Below are 15,754 nucleotides of genomic sequence, written 5' to 3'. Positions count from 1 at the left end.
CGAATTCCTTGTTATGGAGAGCAATAAGGGCAATTTGCCAGCAACTATAGCGGCTGACGCATAGTCCTTAAAAGATTAAAAAGTGCTGTGGTTATGCATTTTTAGCAAAGAGTGCATTGCCGCAACGGGAACAAAAAGAAGCCGATTGTTCGTGGGTGTTTTTCTTGCAGGTGGGGCAGTCGTGTTTGAGTTGTTCGCCGCGCATGGCATTGGCCAGCTCGGCGGTGAAGATGCCGGTGGGCACGGCAATGATCGAGTAGCCGGTGATCATTACCATGGCCGAGATCACTTGGCCCAGCACAGTCTTGGGCACGATGTCGCCAAAGCCCACGGTCGTCAGGGTGACGATGGCCCAGTAAATGCTCACCGGGATGCTGGTAAAGCCGTTTTCCGGGCCTTCGACCACGTACATCAGGCTGCCGAACACCGTGACCAGGGTCGAGACACTGACCAGGAACACGATGATTTTCTGTTTGCTGCCGCGCAGGGCTGCGAGCAGGTAGTTGGCCTGGCTCAGGTAGGGTCGCAGCTTGAGGATGCGAAAAATGCGCAGCATTCGAATGATGCGGATAATCAGCAGGTACTGCGCGTCGCTGTAATAGATCGCCAGGATCCCCGGCACGATGGCCAGCAAATCCACCAGCCCGTAGAAGCTGAAGGCGTAACGCAGCGGTTTGGGGGAGCAATACAGGCGCAGGCCGTACTCGATGGCAAAGACAAAGGTAAAGCCCCATTCGATATAGGCCAGCATGTTGGCGTAGTCGCGGTGAATGCTGTTGATGCTGTCGAGCACCACCACCACCAGGCTGCACATGATGATCAGCAGCAGTGCGGTGTCAAAGCGCCGTCCTGCGGGTGTGTCGGCCTGGAAGACCATGATGTACAGGCGCTGGCGCCAATCCTTGTTGTCCATGCAGGTTGCTCGATGCCCAAATGTCAGAAGGTTCGAGTATTAACGCTCAATGCGCAACCTGCATTGTTCTTCAGCATCGGGTGCCTGGGGGCTGAGTATCCGTACGCTGGCATGTACCAGCCAGCAACTGAGAATAAACGGCGCCGTTAATGGCGCAAGCCCCAGGGCGATAAACCCGGGTGTAAGCAACAGGGTGACGAGGATGCCGACTAATGGAAGCCACGGCCGACGTCGCTGCTGGCTCAGGGCCAATGCGGCGAGTACCGGGTTGTAGCCTGCCAGGCCGTCCAGTGCGGCGGCCGTGTCCTGTTGATACAGCCCAAATGCCAGGCCCGCCAGAGAGCCCGTAATGGCCCATAGCGCCGCCCGATGACTGCTCAGGCACAGGCCGAGCACAATCAGCAGCCCGGCAACGGGGTGCTGTAGCAGCATCACTTGAGCCACGCCTTTGAACACGGCCTGTACCAGCGTCAGGCTGTTGACGGCCTGATCGGGGTTCAGGGCAGGGGCAGGGGTGTTGTTCAGGTGCAGCAAGATCCAGCCAAGTGCCACAAACGGCGCGGTATAGGCCAAGAGGCTTTGCCCGTGGGCGGCGCGTTTTAGCCACTGGTGGACGAGCATCGTGCTCAATCCTGCACTGGCAATAATCAGCAGGGGCAACAGGGCGGACCACTCCAGTTGGTGGCTTAACAGCAACCCCAGCAAGATGCCGTTGTAACTGTAGAGCCCGGCCTGGCGTTCGGCTTTGGGGTAGTCGCGACGTTGTGCGGTCAAGAGCCCCGCAACACCGCCCAGCAAGGCGCCACCGAGCAGGGTGGGAGCACTGAGCAGAATCGCCAGCAGGCACATCACTCCGCACAGCGGATGGCGCTGGAGGAAGATCTGGCTGAAACCGGTGCACAGGGCAGTCGCCCAGTCGGGGCAGGGGTGTGAACTCATGATTGTTACCTGGTAGTCGCTGCCGAGGCACGAAGGCTGCGAGCTCTTGATTGGCTCCCTGCATGATCAAGAACTCGCAGCCTTCGTGCCTCGGCAGCGACTACAGGTAGTGCGGTCTCCCCAAAAAAGGGCAGACCGGCGGGGTTACTTGTCGCGAATCGAGAAGTTGGCCATGTGTTCCAGGCCCTTGATCAGCGCCGAGTGGTCCCAGTTGCTGCCACCGATGGCGGCGCAGGTGCTGAACACTTGTTGGGCGTTGGCGGTGTTGGGCAGGTTGATCCCCAGTTCGCGGGCGCCTGCGAGGGCCAGGTTGAGGTCCTTCTGGTGCAGGCTGATACGGAAACCCGGATCGAATGTGCCCTTGATCATGCGCTCGCCGTGGACTTCAAGGATTTTTGACGAAGCAAACCCACCCATCAGGGCTTCGCGAACCTTGGCCGGGTCGGCACCGTTCTTGGCGGCAAACACCAACGCTTCAGCCACTGCCTGAATGTTCAGGGCAACGATGATCTGGTTGGCCACCTTGGCGGTCTGACCGTCGCCATTACCGCCGACCAGGGTGATGTTTTTGCCCATGCTCTGGAGCAGGGGAAGGGCGCGGGCGAAGGTTTTTTCGTCGCCGCCGACCATGATGCTCAGGCTGCCAGCCTTGGCGCCCACTTCACCGCCAGACACTGGGGCGTCCAGGTACTGCGCGCCCTTGGCGTTGATTTTTTCAGCGAAGGCTTTGGTTGCCGTCGGCGAGATCGAACTCATGTCGATCACCACCTTGTTCGGGCTCAGGCCTGCGGCGATGCCGTCTTCACGGAACAGCACGTCTTCGACCTGAGGGGTGTCCGGCACCATGACGATAATGAATTCGGCTTCCTGGGCCACTTCTCGCGGGCTGGCCAGGGTGATTGCGCCTGCGGCGACCAGATCGGCCGGTGCGGCGCCGTGATGGGTCGACAGAAACAGGCTGTGACCTGCCTTTTGCAGGTTGCTGGCCATAGGCGAACCCATGATGCCTGTGCCGATAAATCCGATTTTAGCCATGACAAATCCTCTTGTTTTTCTTAGGGCGATTCAGAGTAGGTGGGCCGATGTGGGAGCGGGCTTGCTCGCGAGGGGAGCGCTGTGGAGTGACAGGTACACCGCGTCGTTGCCATCGCGAGCAAGCCCGCTCCCACAGAGTTACACCGCGTTATGGGTCTTGAGCCACACCAGACCGGCTTCGGTGCTGGTCAGTGGCTTGTATTCGCAACCCACCCAGCCCTGATAGCCAATGCGGTCCAGGTGATCGAACAGGAAGCGGTAGTTGATTTCGCCAGTGCCCGGCTCATGGCGGCCCGGGTTATCGGCCAGCTGGATATGGTTGATGTGCCCCAGGTGCGTTTGCATGGTGCGGGCCAGATCGCCCTCCATGATTTGCATGTGGTAGATGTCGTATTGCAGGAACAGGTTGGTGCTGCCGACCTTTTCCTGAATGGCCAGGGCCTGTTTCGTGTTGTTCAGGTAAAAGCCCGGAATGTCGAGGGTGTTGATCGATTCCATGACCAGCTTGATACCCGCCGCCTGAAGCTTGTCGGCCGCGTATTTGAGGTTGGTGACGAAGGTTTTTTCGATCAGCGCTTCGTCTGCGCCTTGTGGGCGAATCCCCGCCAGGCAGTTGATCTGGTCGTTGCCCAGTACCTGGGCGTAAGCAATGGCCAGGTCAACCCCGGCACGGAACTCCTCGACCCGATCCGGATGGCAGGCGATCCCGCGCTCACCCTTGGCCCAGTCACCGGCCGGCAGGTTGAACAGCACTTGGGTCAGCTTGTTGGCATCGAGCTGCGCCTTGATCTCGGCAGAGCTGTAGTCGTAAGGGAACAGGTATTCAACGCCATGAAAACCAGCGTTGGCAGCCGCTTGAAAACGGACAAGGAAATCCTGTTCGGTGAACAGCATGGACAGGTTGGCGGCAAAACGCGGCATGGTGAACTCCTGCAAATAGGTGACCCCTCTCCTTTAAAGAGAGGGGCAGTCAATTAATCCAGCATCGAAATGGCGGTCGGTGCATCGTTGCCCACCAGCGCCAGGTCTTCAAATTCGTTCACGGCGTTGATTTCGGTGCCCATCGAGATATTGGTCACGCGCTCCAGGATGATTTCCACCATCACGGGTACGCGGAACTCCTTGATCAGCTCCTGGGCCTTGCGCAGTGCAGGCTGGATTTCACTCGGTTCGAACACACGCAAGGCCTTGCAGCCCAGGCCTTGAACGACGGCAACGTGGTCAACGCCATAGCCGTTGAGTTCGGGTGCGTTGAGGTTGTCGAAAGCCAATTGAACGCAGTAGTCCATTTCAAACCCGCGTTGCGCCTGACGAATCAGCCCAAGGTAGGAGTTGTTCACCACGACGTGGATATACGGCAGGTTGAACTGTGCGCCCACGGCCAGTTCTTCGATCATGAACTGGAAGTCATAGTCGCCGGACAGCGCCACGACATTACGGTCGGGGTCGGCCTTGACCACGCCCAGCGCCGCAGGAATGGTCCAGCCCAGAGGGCCGGCCTGACCGCAGTTGATCCAGTGACGCGGTTTGTAAACGTGCAGGAACTGCGCACCGGCAATCTGCGACAAACCGATGGTGCTGACGTAGCACGTGTCTTTGCCGAACACCTGGTTCATCTCTTCGTACACGCGCTGGGGTTTGACCGGCACGTTGTCGAAGTGAGTCTTGCGGTGCAGCGTGGCCTTGCGTTGCTGGCAGTCTTGCAGCCAGGCGCTGCGGTTTTTCAGCTTGCCGGCGGCCTTCCATTCGCGGGCCACTTCAAGGAATACCTTGAGCGCGGAACCTGCGTCGGAAACGATGCCCAGATCCGGGTTGAACACGCGGCCGATCTGGGTTGGCTCGATATCGACGTGTATGAACTTGCGACCCTCGGTGTAAACGTCGACCGAACCGGTATGACGGTTGGCCCAACGGTTGCCGATGCCCAGTACCACGTCGGACTTGAGCAGGGTGGCGTTGCCGTAGCGGTGGGACGTCTGCAGGCCGACCATGCCCACCATCAGCGGGTGATCGTCGGCAATCGTGCCCCAGCCCATCAGGGTCGGGATGACCGGGATGCCGGTCAATTCGGCGAATTCCACCAGCAACTCGCTGGCGTCGGCGTTGATGACGCCCCCGCCACTGACCAGCAGCGGGCGTTCGGCCTGATCGAGCAGGGCCAGGACTTTTTCAGCCTGCAACCGGGTCGCCGATGGCTTGGCCAGTGGCAGCGGTTCGTAGGCATCGATGTCGAATTCGATTTCGGCCATTTGTACATCGAACGGCAGGTCGATCAGCACCGGGCCGGGACGCCCGGAGCGCATTTCGTAAAAGGCTTTCTGGAAGGCGTAAGGCACCTGGCCAGGTTCCATCACGGTGGTCGACCACTTGGTGACGGGTTTGACGATGGTGGTGATATCGACTGCCTGGAAGTCTTCTTTATGCATCCGCGCCCGTGGTGCCTGGCCGGTGATGCACAGAATCGGGATCGAGTCGGCCGAAGCGCTGTACAGGCCCGTCACCATGTCGGTGCCTGCCGGGCCCGAAGTGCCGATGCACACGCCGATATTGCCGGCCTTGGTACGGGTGTAGCCCTCGGCCATGTGCGAGGCGCCTTCCACGTGGCGAGCAAGGACGTGATCGATGCCACCGACCTTTTGCAGGGCCGAGTACAACGGGTTGATTGCGGCACCCGGGATACCGAATGCGGTATCGACACCTTCGCGACGCATCACCAGAACGGCGGCTTCGATTGCTCTCATTTTGCTCATTGTTTTGTGCCTCTTACGTTTTGTAATTGTATACAAGTGGCTGTTGAGCGAGTGTATTCATCCTCCGCGGTGCAGGTCAATGGCTTTTGTTGAATCTGTGACTGATGAGTCCCAGTCCCTGTATTCAGGCACTGCCGGTATTTTTTAAATGATTGGCTTATTAAAATTGTATACAAAACAATTTTATATTGTGTTCTATTGTCTGCATTGAATGCGCCTTGAAGCGGCGCGCGAAAGGCTTTCCATAACAAGATAAGGACGGCAACCATGAGTGCTTTAACCTTGAAAGTCGCTTTAGACCTTACTGCTCAGGCCTTGAGCACGGGGCGCCAGATCAGCGCGGCACCGTTAACGGTGGCGGTGCTCGACAGTGGCGGACATCTGTTGGCGCTGCAGCGCGAGGATGGCGCCAGCCTGTTGCGTCCCAGCATCGCGATTGGCAAAGCCTGGGGCTCGATTGCCCTGGGCAAGGGTTCGCGTTTACTGGCGCTGGACGCACAGCAGCGCCCGGCGTTTTATGCCGCCCTTAACGGGATGGGGCAGAGTGACGTCGTACCGGCGCCTGGTGGGGTGTTGATCCGTGATCAATCGGGGCAAGTGGTCGGCGCGATCGGCATCAGCGGGGATACTTCTGACATCGACGAGCAGTGCGCGATCAGTGCAGTAGAAGCGCTGGGCTTGCGGGCGGATGCGGGGGTGGTGGTCTAACCGCAGAGACCGTATTGAGAGGGGGCGGTGCGGGCCTTGTGGGAGCGGGCTTGCTCGCGATGCAAACGGCGCGGTCCCTCAGGAGTGCGCGGTGATGCCATCGCGAGCAAGCCCGCTCCCACAGGTTTCGAAGAGGGGCTCAGTCTGGAGTACAACCCTTGAGCACCAGCCGGATGATGGTCTGGGTCGCGGCTTCGTAGTCGCTGTCTTCGAGTTTGGCCTTGCCGGTGATGGCGGTGATCTGCCAGTCAAAATCGGCGTAGGTCTGGGTCGCCGCCCAGATGCTGAACATCAGGTGATGGGGGTCGATCGGGGCTATCTGGCCACGGTCGATCCAGATCTGGATGCAGTCGATGTTGTGCTTGGCCTGGACGTTGAGCTGTTCGACCTGTTTTTCGCTCAGGTGCGGGGCGCCGTGCATGATCTCGCTGGCAAACACCTTGGAGGCAAACGGCAAGTCGCGGGAAATGAGGATTTTTGAGCGGATGTAATTGCTCAGCACTTCGTTCGGTTCGCCATCGGCATTGAACGGTGTCGAAGCCCGCAGAATCGGGTCGATAATGCTCTCAAGTACCTCGCGATAGAGGTTTTCCTTGGATTTGAAGTAGTAGTAGACGTTGGGCTTGGGCACGCCTGCCTTGGCCGCGATGTCGCTGGTTTTGCTGGCGGCGAAACCCTTGTCAGCGAACTCTTCGCTGGCGGCACGCAAAATCAGTTCTTTATTACGCTCGCGGATACTGCTCATAAACCCGATATGTCCTTGCCTGCTGGGGCGGTCGGGCATGGTAGCACCGGGCTTGCAAGTGGCTCAAGATTGCAGCTTTCGGGCTGTCACGCGCTATGCTTGTGGCCATTCAATCCTAAAGGACGTTTTTCTATGGCTGGCAGTAGCTTGCTGATGTTGCTCGACGATATTGCCGCCGTGCTCGATGACGTCGCACTGATGACTAAAGTGGCCGCCAAAAAAACCGCCGGGGTGCTGGGCGACGATCTGGCGCTTAACGCCCAGCAGGTCTCGGGCGTGCGGGCCGACCGGGAGTTGCCGGTGGTGTGGGCCGTGGCCAAGGGCTCGTTTCGCAATAAGCTGATCCTGGTGCCCGCAGCACTGGCCATCAGCGCATTTGCGCCGTGGGCGGTGACACCGTTGTTGATGGTGGGCGGTGCATATCTGTGTTTTGAGGGTTTTGAGAAGGTTGCCCATAGCCTCACACACAGCAAGGCTGACGCCCAAAACCAGCGCCAGGCATTGCAAGAGTCGCTGGCCGGCGCTGAAGTCGACCTGGCGGCGTTTGAAAAGGACAAGGTCAAGGGCGCAGTGCGCACGGACTTCATTCTGTCGGCCGAAATCATTGCCATCACCCTGGGAATCGTCTCCGAGTCACCGCTGATGCAGCAAGTGGTGGTGTTGTCGGGGATCGCGATTGTGATGACGATCGGCGTCTATGGCGTGGTGGGCGGGATCGTCAAGCTCGACGATGGTGGCTTGTACTTGAGCAAAAAAACCGGCGACGGTGCATGGCCGCGGTTCCAGCGCAGTTTTGGCCGCGGCGTGTTGAGCGCTGCGCCTTACATGATGAAAAGCCTGACAGTGATCGGCACGGCGGCGATGTTTATGGTCGGTAATCCAAAGGTACCTATGTGGACAGTAGAATCCAAATTTAGTATAATGTGGACAAATGGACATCGTCGGAATGGGTGGTTGGATGGGAGGCGCTGGTGGATCAGCTAAGCAAGCAGGACGTTACGAATCCGGCGCATACAGCCTGCTCATTCCTGAGTTCAGATTACTGAGTGTGAACTTCGCCGCCGCCCGCGTTAAAAATGTACAACCTTCTCACGAGTTCACTCAAAGCCCGTCCGGGTATTTCCCAAATTTCCCAGTAATTATTCAAGGTGATGGTGCACCTTGGGAAATTGGAAACTTGTATCTAGTGTGTCGTTTACAGAAAACTACTCAGTATGAATCGAGAAGTTTTCGCACAGTCGCAGGTCATATTTTAGACTATCGAAGATTTCTTGAAGATGAAGATCTGGACTTCCTTCATTTTCCAGAAAATGATTTGTTGAAGGTGACATATCGATACCGTCGGCGGTTGATTGATCAAATCAACTCTGGCGAGATTAAGCGTGGAACAGCACGAGCTCGGATTAACGTGGTAGTGCGATTCTATAAGGAAATTATTCGCTGGAAGTTGGTGGGTCAGGAGGAATTTCAGTACCAACCCTTCGAGGTTGTAATGAAGTATCTATCGATTGAGGATAATGTTGGTCTTTCTAGACTCCTACAGATTGAGTCCCATAATCTAGCAATCAAGGTGCCTAAAAAAAACAAAGCGCCAGGATTTATTAAAGATGGCGGGTTGCTTCGCCCCTTGACTGTTGCCCAGCAAGAAAGTCTACTGAAAGCGCTTTTAGAATTCTCCAGAGAATATCAGTTGCTCTTCTATGTGGCATTGTTCACAGGTGCTAGAATGCAAAGCATCTGTACAATTCAAGTCTGTCATATTTGGAGGCCACTAGATGGTGATGGTGATCTCCGGCTGCCTATTGGCGCAGGCACGGGAGTGGACACCAAAGGTGGAGGCTGTATGACCCTCATTATCCCAGGTTGGTTGGTTGAAGACCTTAGAGTGTACAGTCGTAGTCCCGAGTCTATTAAGCGACGAGAGCGATCCTTCTATGGTGATGTTGATACCAACTATCTGTTTCTGACCAACACGGGTAGCGAGTACTACACAAGCAAACGTGAAATCGCGGGTCGTGAGAACTTGAGCGTGAATGGACGTGCGAGTGCCCATAATCGTGCGTACGGATCAATACGGGAAGGAGCCACGATCAGGCAATTCATCACCGACACACTTTTGCCCAAGATCCGTCTTGGTGATCCAGAATACAATAAGTTCCGGTTTCACGATCTTCGCGCGTCGTTTGGAATGAATCTGCTCGAAGTGGAGCTTGAACGCCGTGGTGTAACAGCTACGCTAGAATATGTCCAGCAACGAATGGGGCACAAAAGTAAAGAAACAACTTTATTGTACCTTAACTATAAAACTGAAATGGTAAGAAAGGCTGATATTCAGAAGAAATTTGAAGTGCGTCTGTTTAAATATGTTAATACTACTGCGAAGTTGGATGACGATACCTATGCATAATAATCGAGAGTATCGTCCGGTTATCACGTTGGATTTTCATAACATTAGCACCGGAGTGCTGCGGCCAGAGTTGGTGGTGCTTGAGTTTTTTCAATCAAAGACTAGCAGTCGCTGTAGAGCCGTGGATGTAGGCAGTTTTTGTTACCTGTCGAGGGATAAAGTTGCGGGGAAAGGATCTGTTGGAGTGGCAGTCGATCAGTCGTCGTTGGACTTAGATAGAGTTCCTGTTGTTATGGAGGTTGTAGACTATTTACGAGGTGCTAGCGCCTCGTCAGTCGAAAGCAAATACAGCGCTATCAAAAGGTTCTACGAATGGATTGATGACCAGGACGAGAACTTCTCGTTCAATGAGCATGAGTCATTAAAGTCTGCCTACCGTCAATATACCCTTCATCTGCATCACCTGACCCAGCTTGCGAAAGTTAAGGCCGGGCTCTCTAAAATGACCGCTGAAACATATCAGAAGGGCGCTGCCGTTGTGGTATCGTTGGCCGCAGGTCTGACTCTAGAAAAAGTCCAAAGTTTAACTATGCAACTGCGTCGAAATCGCGGTCGGATTGATGGTCCCGGCAATATATCCTCTCAGGAAGAAAGGTCGCGTACATTTTCAGCGCTTGTAAATTTCATTGATGAAGTGCATAAGTCGGTTGTTTTGGGTGAGGGTCTGCCACTGAGACTAACCTCGCCTAATGATGATGATTTTTTTTATTATACTCCAGGGCAAATAAGATCCAAGGGGCAGGATCCGAACTCAATTGTTTATCATCTAAAAAAATATAATAATTTTCCGAAGCTATCGGTCATTGTTGCAGAGTTAGGGGTGCCGCAAGGAGCGGAGCAAAGTAAAGTGCACCGCTATATTCACGAAAACTGTCGGGTGACGATTCGGAACTTCGAAAGGAATCCTCGCGGTCATGCCGCAACAGCACTGGTGAATCGTGCTTTGACCGCAGGCATGATTACTTTTATTTCTGCAACTGGTACAAACTTAAACGTTGTCCAAGAGCTTGAAATTCACACAGAGGAAATCGTGCCAACAACGCAGGGGAAAAGGTATTCCGGAACTAAGGGGCGGGCCGAAGGAAAAGAAGTCTATCCTGAGTTCGGAGTGGACTACATGCCAGTATTCAAAAAAATAAAGGACTTGCGAAAGTGGCTCCTGAATGGCAGAGAGACACCGTTGGTATTCCCCTATCAAACATCGGAAGAGAGTATTTTTCGCATAGAGCCGTCCTGTATAAGAGAGGTGAAAACCTTTTTAAAGTCAGCTTTGCCTAACACTGTTTGGGTAACCCCAACTCAATGGCGTAAAGGCGTCGGCTCTGAATACATAAAATTGAGTGGTGGTGATACTCATCTAACGTCGGAAAAATTAGGCAACTCTGAAAGTGTGGTTCGCGCGCACTATGCGCGACCATCCATTGAAGATACCGCTACTGAATTGACTGCATTTTTTGATTCGGTATATAGTAAAGCAATTAGCCGGACTAGGTCTTTGTCTGAAATCCCAGTAAAGATCATCGAAGACTTCGAACATCCTTCTAACATGCCTTCAGGCTATTGTGGTAAGCCCGATGAGGTGTCTCCATTTTTAGCTGATGGATTTACTTCTTTCGCTCCTTTGCCCTCATGTGGCGAACCTGTAACCTGCTTGTTCTGTGCCTACTTCAGTGTCCATGCAGATGAACAAGACATTAGGCGTCTCGTATCGTTGGAGTATTTGTTGAAATCTGCTAAAGGGTCTATGGCAGTTGAGAAATACGTCGAAAAGTTCTCACCAATGATCCACCGGATCAGTGAAATTCTAGGCGAAATCAGCAAGTTCTCCGAGGGTGGAGCGTCATTGATTGACTCCATAAGAATCCAAGTGTTAGGTGGCAAGTTAGATAAGTTTTGGCAGATTCATTTCAATACTTTTGTCTCGGTGGGTGTGATTTCATGAGTGTGCTAATTGATCTGAGGGCAAGAGGCTACTCGGATAACGTATTGCCTGACTCACCAGTGAGTTTCATAGGATGCTTGGTGCTCGACGGGAATATTGTTGTTTCTAGATCTCCCGATGGAAGTGTCCTTTCGAGGGCGAAAGATTTAATGTGGAATATGAAGCCATACTGCCCAATGTCTACCTGTGTTTTTAATTTTGAAAACTGGGCCAAGACTCCGCAGAGCTCACATGCCCAGCTAATCATCCGAGAAATGCAGGCCATTCAGTTGGTACGCTTGCATTATTATCATAAGCCGAGAAAAGTAAAATCAGTTGGTTTCACAGCTCTTCGAAAAGCTGCCGAGTATGCCGAAAGAAACATGATCAGTCTTGAGGATTTATTCAATCGAGTAAGCTGTCAGGATATGTTAATCAATAGCCTTTCTCAGCTTGGTAGTAAGTCCGTGCTGCGTCAGTTCTATGATTTGTTTGTCGAATTGTACCGCATAAGACTGTTTCACCCTCAGTTTAATTTGGCACCAAGTGATTATGGGTTCGTCGAAAGGGTTGGTGCGCTCGCAGGCACCTATGCAGAGTACGCGGAAAGTTTTGAACAGACAAAGTTGATCCCATCGAGAATCTACGCGCAGTTGATCTGTGGTTTTGATGATGAGCTAACATTTTTCAATCAACATTCGGCTCAACTCGTCGAGTTTTATACCAGAAGAACTGAAGATCCTCTTTTCGGTACCAACTGCCGAAAACGCAGCAAGAAATCATTGCTATGGGCTGACGCGATTGCTAGCTGCAAAATTACAGGGATATGTGATCGTTTCAGTCTAAAAAATATCAATAATCTAAACTCATACGTAAATTCTATAAGCATTCTTGCGAAACATTGGATACATGTTTTTACGGGGATGCGAGATAATGAGGTTCGCACCTTGCCAGCTAATGCCCTAACGAGTATGAGGGTTGGCGATCAAGTCGTAACTTTGCTGAGAGGTTATACTTCAAAAACCGCAGGTGTAAATAATTTTGAAACATATTGGGTTAGCGCTCCTGTTGTCGAAAAGGGAGTGTCGGCAGCTCAAGCTATTGGTCGGATTGCCGCGATAAGACATGGCTGGGTTGACTCGGACTTATCTTGCTATCCGCTTTTTCCTCTCACAATAAGGAGTGCCAAGGATTCGGCTGCTTATATTTACAGTACAGCCCCTATGCAATCTTCGTCTCAGTCGAGCCAGATTAATAATCTGAAGCTCAGAATTCCGAATATCGAGATCACTGAAGCTGATATTCTTGAGTTGGAGAGATTTGATGGCTTCAGAGATTGGCGTTCAGATCCAAGTATTCAGATTGGAAAGCCCTGGCCTTTCAAAACTCACCAATATAGGCGCTCGCTTGCGGTCTACTCTGCACGCTCTGGAATAGTGTCGTTGGGAGCACTGGCGAACCAATTTAAGCACTTGGCTGAGACAATGGCCTCCTACTATAGGAACGACCAGATTTTTGCAGTAAATTTCTTGGCCACTGAGGATCAACAGGCGCTAATTCGCGAGCTCGAATATGAGCGTCGCGTTGCAAGTCTCGCCAATTATGAGGCCGATGTGATTAATTCTTCCGGAAAACTATGGGGAGGCGAGGGTCATCGTATCCAAGTGGCCCGAGATCGTGGAAGACCGCTGATCATAACCACCGACCGGGAGATTACTATCCGCAAGTTTGATAAGGGTGAAATGGTGTGGAAAGAGGGCCCGCTAGGAGGCTGCACTAATCTTAATTCATGCGACAGAGTTGGGTTCGTCAGTATTTTCGCTTGCTTAGACTGCAAGTACTCTGTTCTAGATGATAATAAGAGTATCAAAAAAATTCGGTATGGAATTTCAAACCTCCAGCAAAGTCGCGCAATGTTTCCGCCTACTAGTCCTTTCTATAAACAGCTCAGTCTCGAAATTGATACTGTTTATAACCAAGTAGATCGAGCAGGTTATGGCCATGAAATTGGGGATCTGAGATGAGTGCTGAGGAAAACTACTATTCTGCTTTGGATCGCCTTGAGAGAGATGAACCTCAGATCTTGCCCGAAGGAACTCTAATTAATAATGATACAGTGGCGCTGGAGGGCGGTCGCAAACGAGGCTCCATAAAAAGGCAGCGTTTTCCCGAACTATGTACGGCAATTGACGATGCTGCTAAGCGCCAGCAATCTAAGGTTCTGGCTGTGCAAACTTCCAATGTCCAGGATGATAGAAAGGGGGGCGCAGCTGACAAGCTGCTTAAGGAACAATATAAGTCTTTGAACCGTGATTATAGGATAGCTCTTCAGCAGAATATATCACTGGTGCATGAGGTTTTTACGCTTAGAAAAAAATTAGCTGAGCTGGAGCAAGGCAGTAATGTGCTTGATTTCCCTCTGTCTTGAATATTAAGTCCAGGACTCGATCATCAAGGCTGGAGCCGAGCCTCTCTTAATCAAGAGACACGCACGCATAGCATTTCATGCGTAGTGGCTCGGCGGTCTCTCATTGGCGCGCCTGGAGTGCCAGGAAGCGGATTTCCGTTTTGACGCTGACTCGAATGACCTCGGCGCCGCTCGACACCAGAAATCGCTGTAGTAATGCCTTAGATGGACAGATGGGCACCTGATGCCCTGCAACCCCGGCTAACCTTCCCCTGTAGCGTTAGCTTGATTTTGGCTCGAAGCTTTTGATAAATCTCTTTGTGCAGTCGGATTTTCCCAATCGCCAGCACAGTGACGAACTCCATGGATGCATCGCCACGTTCAAAACCGTCCCCCTGCACAACACGCAAGATTATATTGGCCAAGCTATTGGTTTCGGTAATTTCAGCCTTAGCTGATCCCTACCTAGTGTTCAGTTCGGCTTTGGGTCGTGTTGCGTTGGCTCGTACACCTAATATCCGAATGGGCTACGTGGGTTGTTGCCAGTACCGATGCACTGTCGAGCTCGCCAAACCAAGCCTCCGCGCCACCTCCGCCTGACTCAACCCTAAAGCCTTCAGTTCTCTTACAGCATTGGCATTCTCGGTATTGCCAGGCTTACCCGCAGGCCTCTTTTTCAGCTCTTTGCCCGCAAGCTGACGCCGGACAAGCTCCTCTCCTCCTTCTGCTTTGAATGATTCAAGTTCTGCACGTGCTCGCTCTAGAGTGGTGTCGGTAGGTTCATCCTTCTGGATAGCGACGCATAGGGCCATAAGAGCAATAGGATCGAACTGGAGGGCATCTGCTAACTCGATCAATTTCGCAACCGTGATATTGCTCTTTCCTTGCTCCAGCTTTCCTATGTTTGCTTTTGCACTGACGTCTGCCAAATCACCATAGTCAAATCCTCGGATTGTCCGGATTGCCCTGAGTGCTCCGGCGATCTCATTCTTAAGCGACATGGTCTGCCCTAAAAGCGAGGATAGAGCCATAACGCCTATCTTCCGATAAACCATGCTTGGTGGTAGTATCGGAAATGTGCGGTGACGCTTTCTCAGAGTTAAGCCGCACAATCATGGGTTCAGAGTCTTTTGGAGATGGGCGTTAGGCAGTTTTCGCGACCTGAGTATCCAAACATATCACATGTATTGTCAGAGGTTTTTTGATTGAAATTCGAAAAAGTCCAGGCAGCCAGCGAGCTCCTCTCTACCACCGGAGAGCCCCGCTCTGGATCTGGAGAAAGCCAAGAAGCGCTAATTCATATCGCTCAGACCCGCTTCCCAAACAAGGGCTTTTGCATCGTCCAGCAGTGGACAATCGTGCACGCGATAGCGAGCGATGGGGATCTCACTAAAATCCACGTTCATGGCCACCTGCCGCTCTTTGTTTTCGCCGAAAAAGTCATCCTAGACAGCCGAGGACGCTTCGATTACGGAAATTGGGTGCGCAGTACCATGGCCATTTCATTCCAAGATGGCTTTCTCTTTGAAACCAAAAATACTGTGTACGTTTTGATGGGAGACGGCGACGAAAAGTCGGCCAATCTCGCCGCGATACTGTCTCTTTATCAGTGATGTCAGCTGCAACTGCGGTCTGTAGATCCACGGGAATGCGAAATGTTTAGAAGTCATGAAGCCTTTGCCGAGGGCGCCCCTAATATCTTTGGGGATGGGTATTCAAACTGGCGGATATTTGAACGCCACTTGGCTCATCCTTGGTATCACGTCGTTCTTGAAGAGTGCTTGGATGGCAAGGTGTGGCCGCGCACCATGATGATTAGTGACATCGATATGCTCGAAGAAATACTTTCCCAACAAACCAGCGAGTTTGTCGTTACGGAAATTCAGGTCGTCACGCCGGGGTGGATGAACAAAAACGGCAAGTGGATCA

General features: G+C 52.8%; 13 protein-coding genes and 2 pseudogenes. 8 read left to right on the top strand and 7 right to left on the bottom strand.

The features are described from left to right. Positions 1-91: 91 nt before the first annotated feature. The 5 genes from AACY07_RS18800 to gcl all read right to left on the bottom strand — a co-directional run bounded on the left by AACY07_RS18800 (position 92) and on the right by gcl (position 5,637). Complete coding sequence (locus AACY07_RS18800) at positions 92-913, bottom strand: ion transporter (RefSeq protein WP_133076046.1); 822 nt, start codon at positions 911-913, stop codon at positions 92-94. A 39-nt stretch (positions 914-952) separates the two neighbouring features. Next, the gene (locus tag AACY07_RS18795; RefSeq protein ID WP_339476734.1) at positions 953-1,852 is read right to left on the bottom strand and encodes an urea transporter; all 900 of its coding nucleotides are present in this window, start codon (positions 1,850-1,852) and stop codon (positions 953-955) included. 144 nt (positions 1,853-1,996) lie between these two features. After that, positions 1,997-2,887 (bottom strand): 2-hydroxy-3-oxopropionate reductase, encoded by an 891-nt coding sequence (locus AACY07_RS18790; protein WP_339476732.1) that lies wholly within the window; start codon positions 2,885-2,887, stop codon positions 1,997-1,999. Between the two features lie 138 nt (positions 2,888-3,025). Beyond that, complete coding sequence (hyi, locus tag AACY07_RS18785) at positions 3,026-3,808, bottom strand: hydroxypyruvate isomerase (RefSeq protein WP_133076049.1); 783 nt, start codon at positions 3,806-3,808, stop codon at positions 3,026-3,028. A gap of 53 nt (positions 3,809-3,861) precedes the next feature. After that, a complete protein-coding gene (gcl, locus tag AACY07_RS18780; protein WP_326397663.1) occupies positions 3,862-5,637 on the bottom strand; it encodes a glyoxylate carboligase in 1,776 nt (591 codons plus the stop codon). A gap of 267 nt (positions 5,638-5,904) precedes the next feature. Here gcl and AACY07_RS18775 point away from each other — a divergent pair, with 267 nt between their 5' ends. Then, positions 5,905-6,345, top strand: coding sequence for a GlcG/HbpS family heme-binding protein (locus AACY07_RS18775; RefSeq protein ID WP_339476728.1), 441 nt, complete (start codon positions 5,905-5,907; stop codon positions 6,343-6,345). A 139-nt stretch (positions 6,346-6,484) separates the two neighbouring features. Here the strand turns inward: AACY07_RS18775 and AACY07_RS18770 are convergent, their stop codons facing one another. Next, a complete protein-coding gene (locus tag AACY07_RS18770) occupies positions 6,485-7,090 on the bottom strand; it encodes a TetR/AcrR family transcriptional regulator (protein ID WP_219261031.1) in 606 nt (201 codons plus the stop codon). 132 nt (positions 7,091-7,222) lie between these two features. On the opposite strand from AACY07_RS18770, the pseudogene AACY07_RS18765 reads away from it, so the two are divergent. The 5 genes and pseudogenes from AACY07_RS18765 to AACY07_RS18745 form a co-directional block, all read left to right on the top strand. Next, positions 7,223-7,966 (top strand): annotated as a pseudogene (locus tag AACY07_RS18765) (DUF808 domain-containing protein); the annotation flags it as partial. Between the two features lie 55 nt (positions 7,967-8,021). Next, positions 8,022-9,497: a tyrosine-type recombinase/integrase gene (locus AACY07_RS18760; RefSeq protein WP_339476726.1), complete on the top strand. Its 1,476-nt coding sequence runs from the start codon at positions 8,022-8,024 to the stop codon at positions 9,495-9,497. A gap of 184 nt (positions 9,498-9,681) precedes the next feature. Further along, complete coding sequence (locus tag AACY07_RS18755) at positions 9,682-11,439, top strand: hypothetical protein (protein ID WP_339476724.1); 1,758 nt, start codon at positions 9,682-9,684, stop codon at positions 11,437-11,439. 80 nt (positions 11,440-11,519) lie between these two features. Next, positions 11,520-13,442, top strand: a complete 1,923-nt coding sequence (locus AACY07_RS18750) for a hypothetical protein (RefSeq protein ID WP_339476721.1) — start codon at positions 11,520-11,522, stop codon at positions 13,440-13,442. After that, complete coding sequence (locus tag AACY07_RS18745; RefSeq protein WP_339476719.1) at positions 13,439-13,846, top strand: hypothetical protein; 408 nt, start codon at positions 13,439-13,441, stop codon at positions 13,844-13,846. The genes AACY07_RS18750 and AACY07_RS18745 overlap by 4 nt, the downstream gene beginning before the upstream one ends. A gap of 506 nt (positions 13,847-14,352) precedes the next feature. Here the strand turns inward: AACY07_RS18745 and AACY07_RS18740 are convergent. Further along, the gene (locus tag AACY07_RS18740) at positions 14,353-14,856 is read right to left on the bottom strand and encodes a helix-turn-helix domain-containing protein (protein WP_339476717.1); all 504 of its coding nucleotides are present in this window, start codon (positions 14,854-14,856) and stop codon (positions 14,353-14,355) included. A 174-nt stretch (positions 14,857-15,030) separates the two neighbouring features. On the opposite strand from AACY07_RS18740, the gene AACY07_RS18735 reads away from it, so the two are divergent. Both AACY07_RS18735 and AACY07_RS18730 read left to right on the top strand, forming a co-directional pair. Then, positions 15,031-15,438, top strand: a complete 408-nt coding sequence (locus AACY07_RS18735) for a DUF6957 family protein (RefSeq protein WP_339476714.1) — start codon at positions 15,031-15,033, stop codon at positions 15,436-15,438. 42 nt (positions 15,439-15,480) lie between these two features. Next, a pseudogene (locus AACY07_RS18730) lies at positions 15,481-15,754 on the top strand (hypothetical protein); the annotation flags it as partial.

It is taken from the genome of Pseudomonas sp. RL_5y_Pfl2_69 (assembly GCF_963970465.1).
Classification (GTDB): Bacteria; Pseudomonadota; Gammaproteobacteria; order Pseudomonadales; family Pseudomonadaceae; genus Aquipseudomonas.
The sequence above is the reverse complement of the archived record's forward strand: the minus strand, read 5'-3'. Positions and strand labels throughout refer to the sequence as shown.

What these genes read in the sequence shown, in the direction of transcription:
- AACY07_RS18760 (WP_339476726.1), top strand. Translation starts at nt 8,022, where the DNA reads ATGGACATCGTCGGAATGGGTGGTTGGATGGGAGGCGCTGGTGGATCA.
- AACY07_RS18795 (WP_339476734.1), bottom strand. Translation starts at nt 1,852, where the DNA reads ATGAGTTCACACCCCTGCCCCGACTGGGCGACTGCCCTGTGCACCGGT.
- hyi (WP_133076049.1), bottom strand. Translation starts at nt 3,808, where the DNA reads ATGCCGCGTTTTGCCGCCAACCTGTCCATGCTGTTCACCGAACAGGAT.
- gcl (WP_326397663.1), bottom strand. Translation starts at nt 5,637, where the DNA reads ATGAGCAAAATGAGAGCAATCGAAGCCGCCGTTCTGGTGATGCGTCGC.
- AACY07_RS18790 (WP_339476732.1), bottom strand. Translation starts at nt 2,887, where the DNA reads ATGGCTAAAATCGGATTTATCGGCACAGGCATCATGGGTTCGCCTATG.
- AACY07_RS18740 (WP_339476717.1), bottom strand. Translation starts at nt 14,856, where the DNA reads ATGGCTCTATCCTCGCTTTTAGGGCAGACCATGTCGCTTAAGAATGAG.
- AACY07_RS18775 (WP_339476728.1), top strand. Translation starts at nt 5,905, where the DNA reads ATGAGTGCTTTAACCTTGAAAGTCGCTTTAGACCTTACTGCTCAGGCC.
- AACY07_RS18770 (WP_219261031.1), bottom strand. Translation starts at nt 7,090, where the DNA reads ATGAGCAGTATCCGCGAGCGTAATAAAGAACTGATTTTGCGTGCCGCC.
- AACY07_RS18745 (WP_339476719.1), top strand. Translation starts at nt 13,439, where the DNA reads ATGAGTGCTGAGGAAAACTACTATTCTGCTTTGGATCGCCTTGAGAGA.
- AACY07_RS18800 (WP_133076046.1), bottom strand. Translation starts at nt 913, where the DNA reads ATGGACAACAAGGATTGGCGCCAGCGCCTGTACATCATGGTCTTCCAG.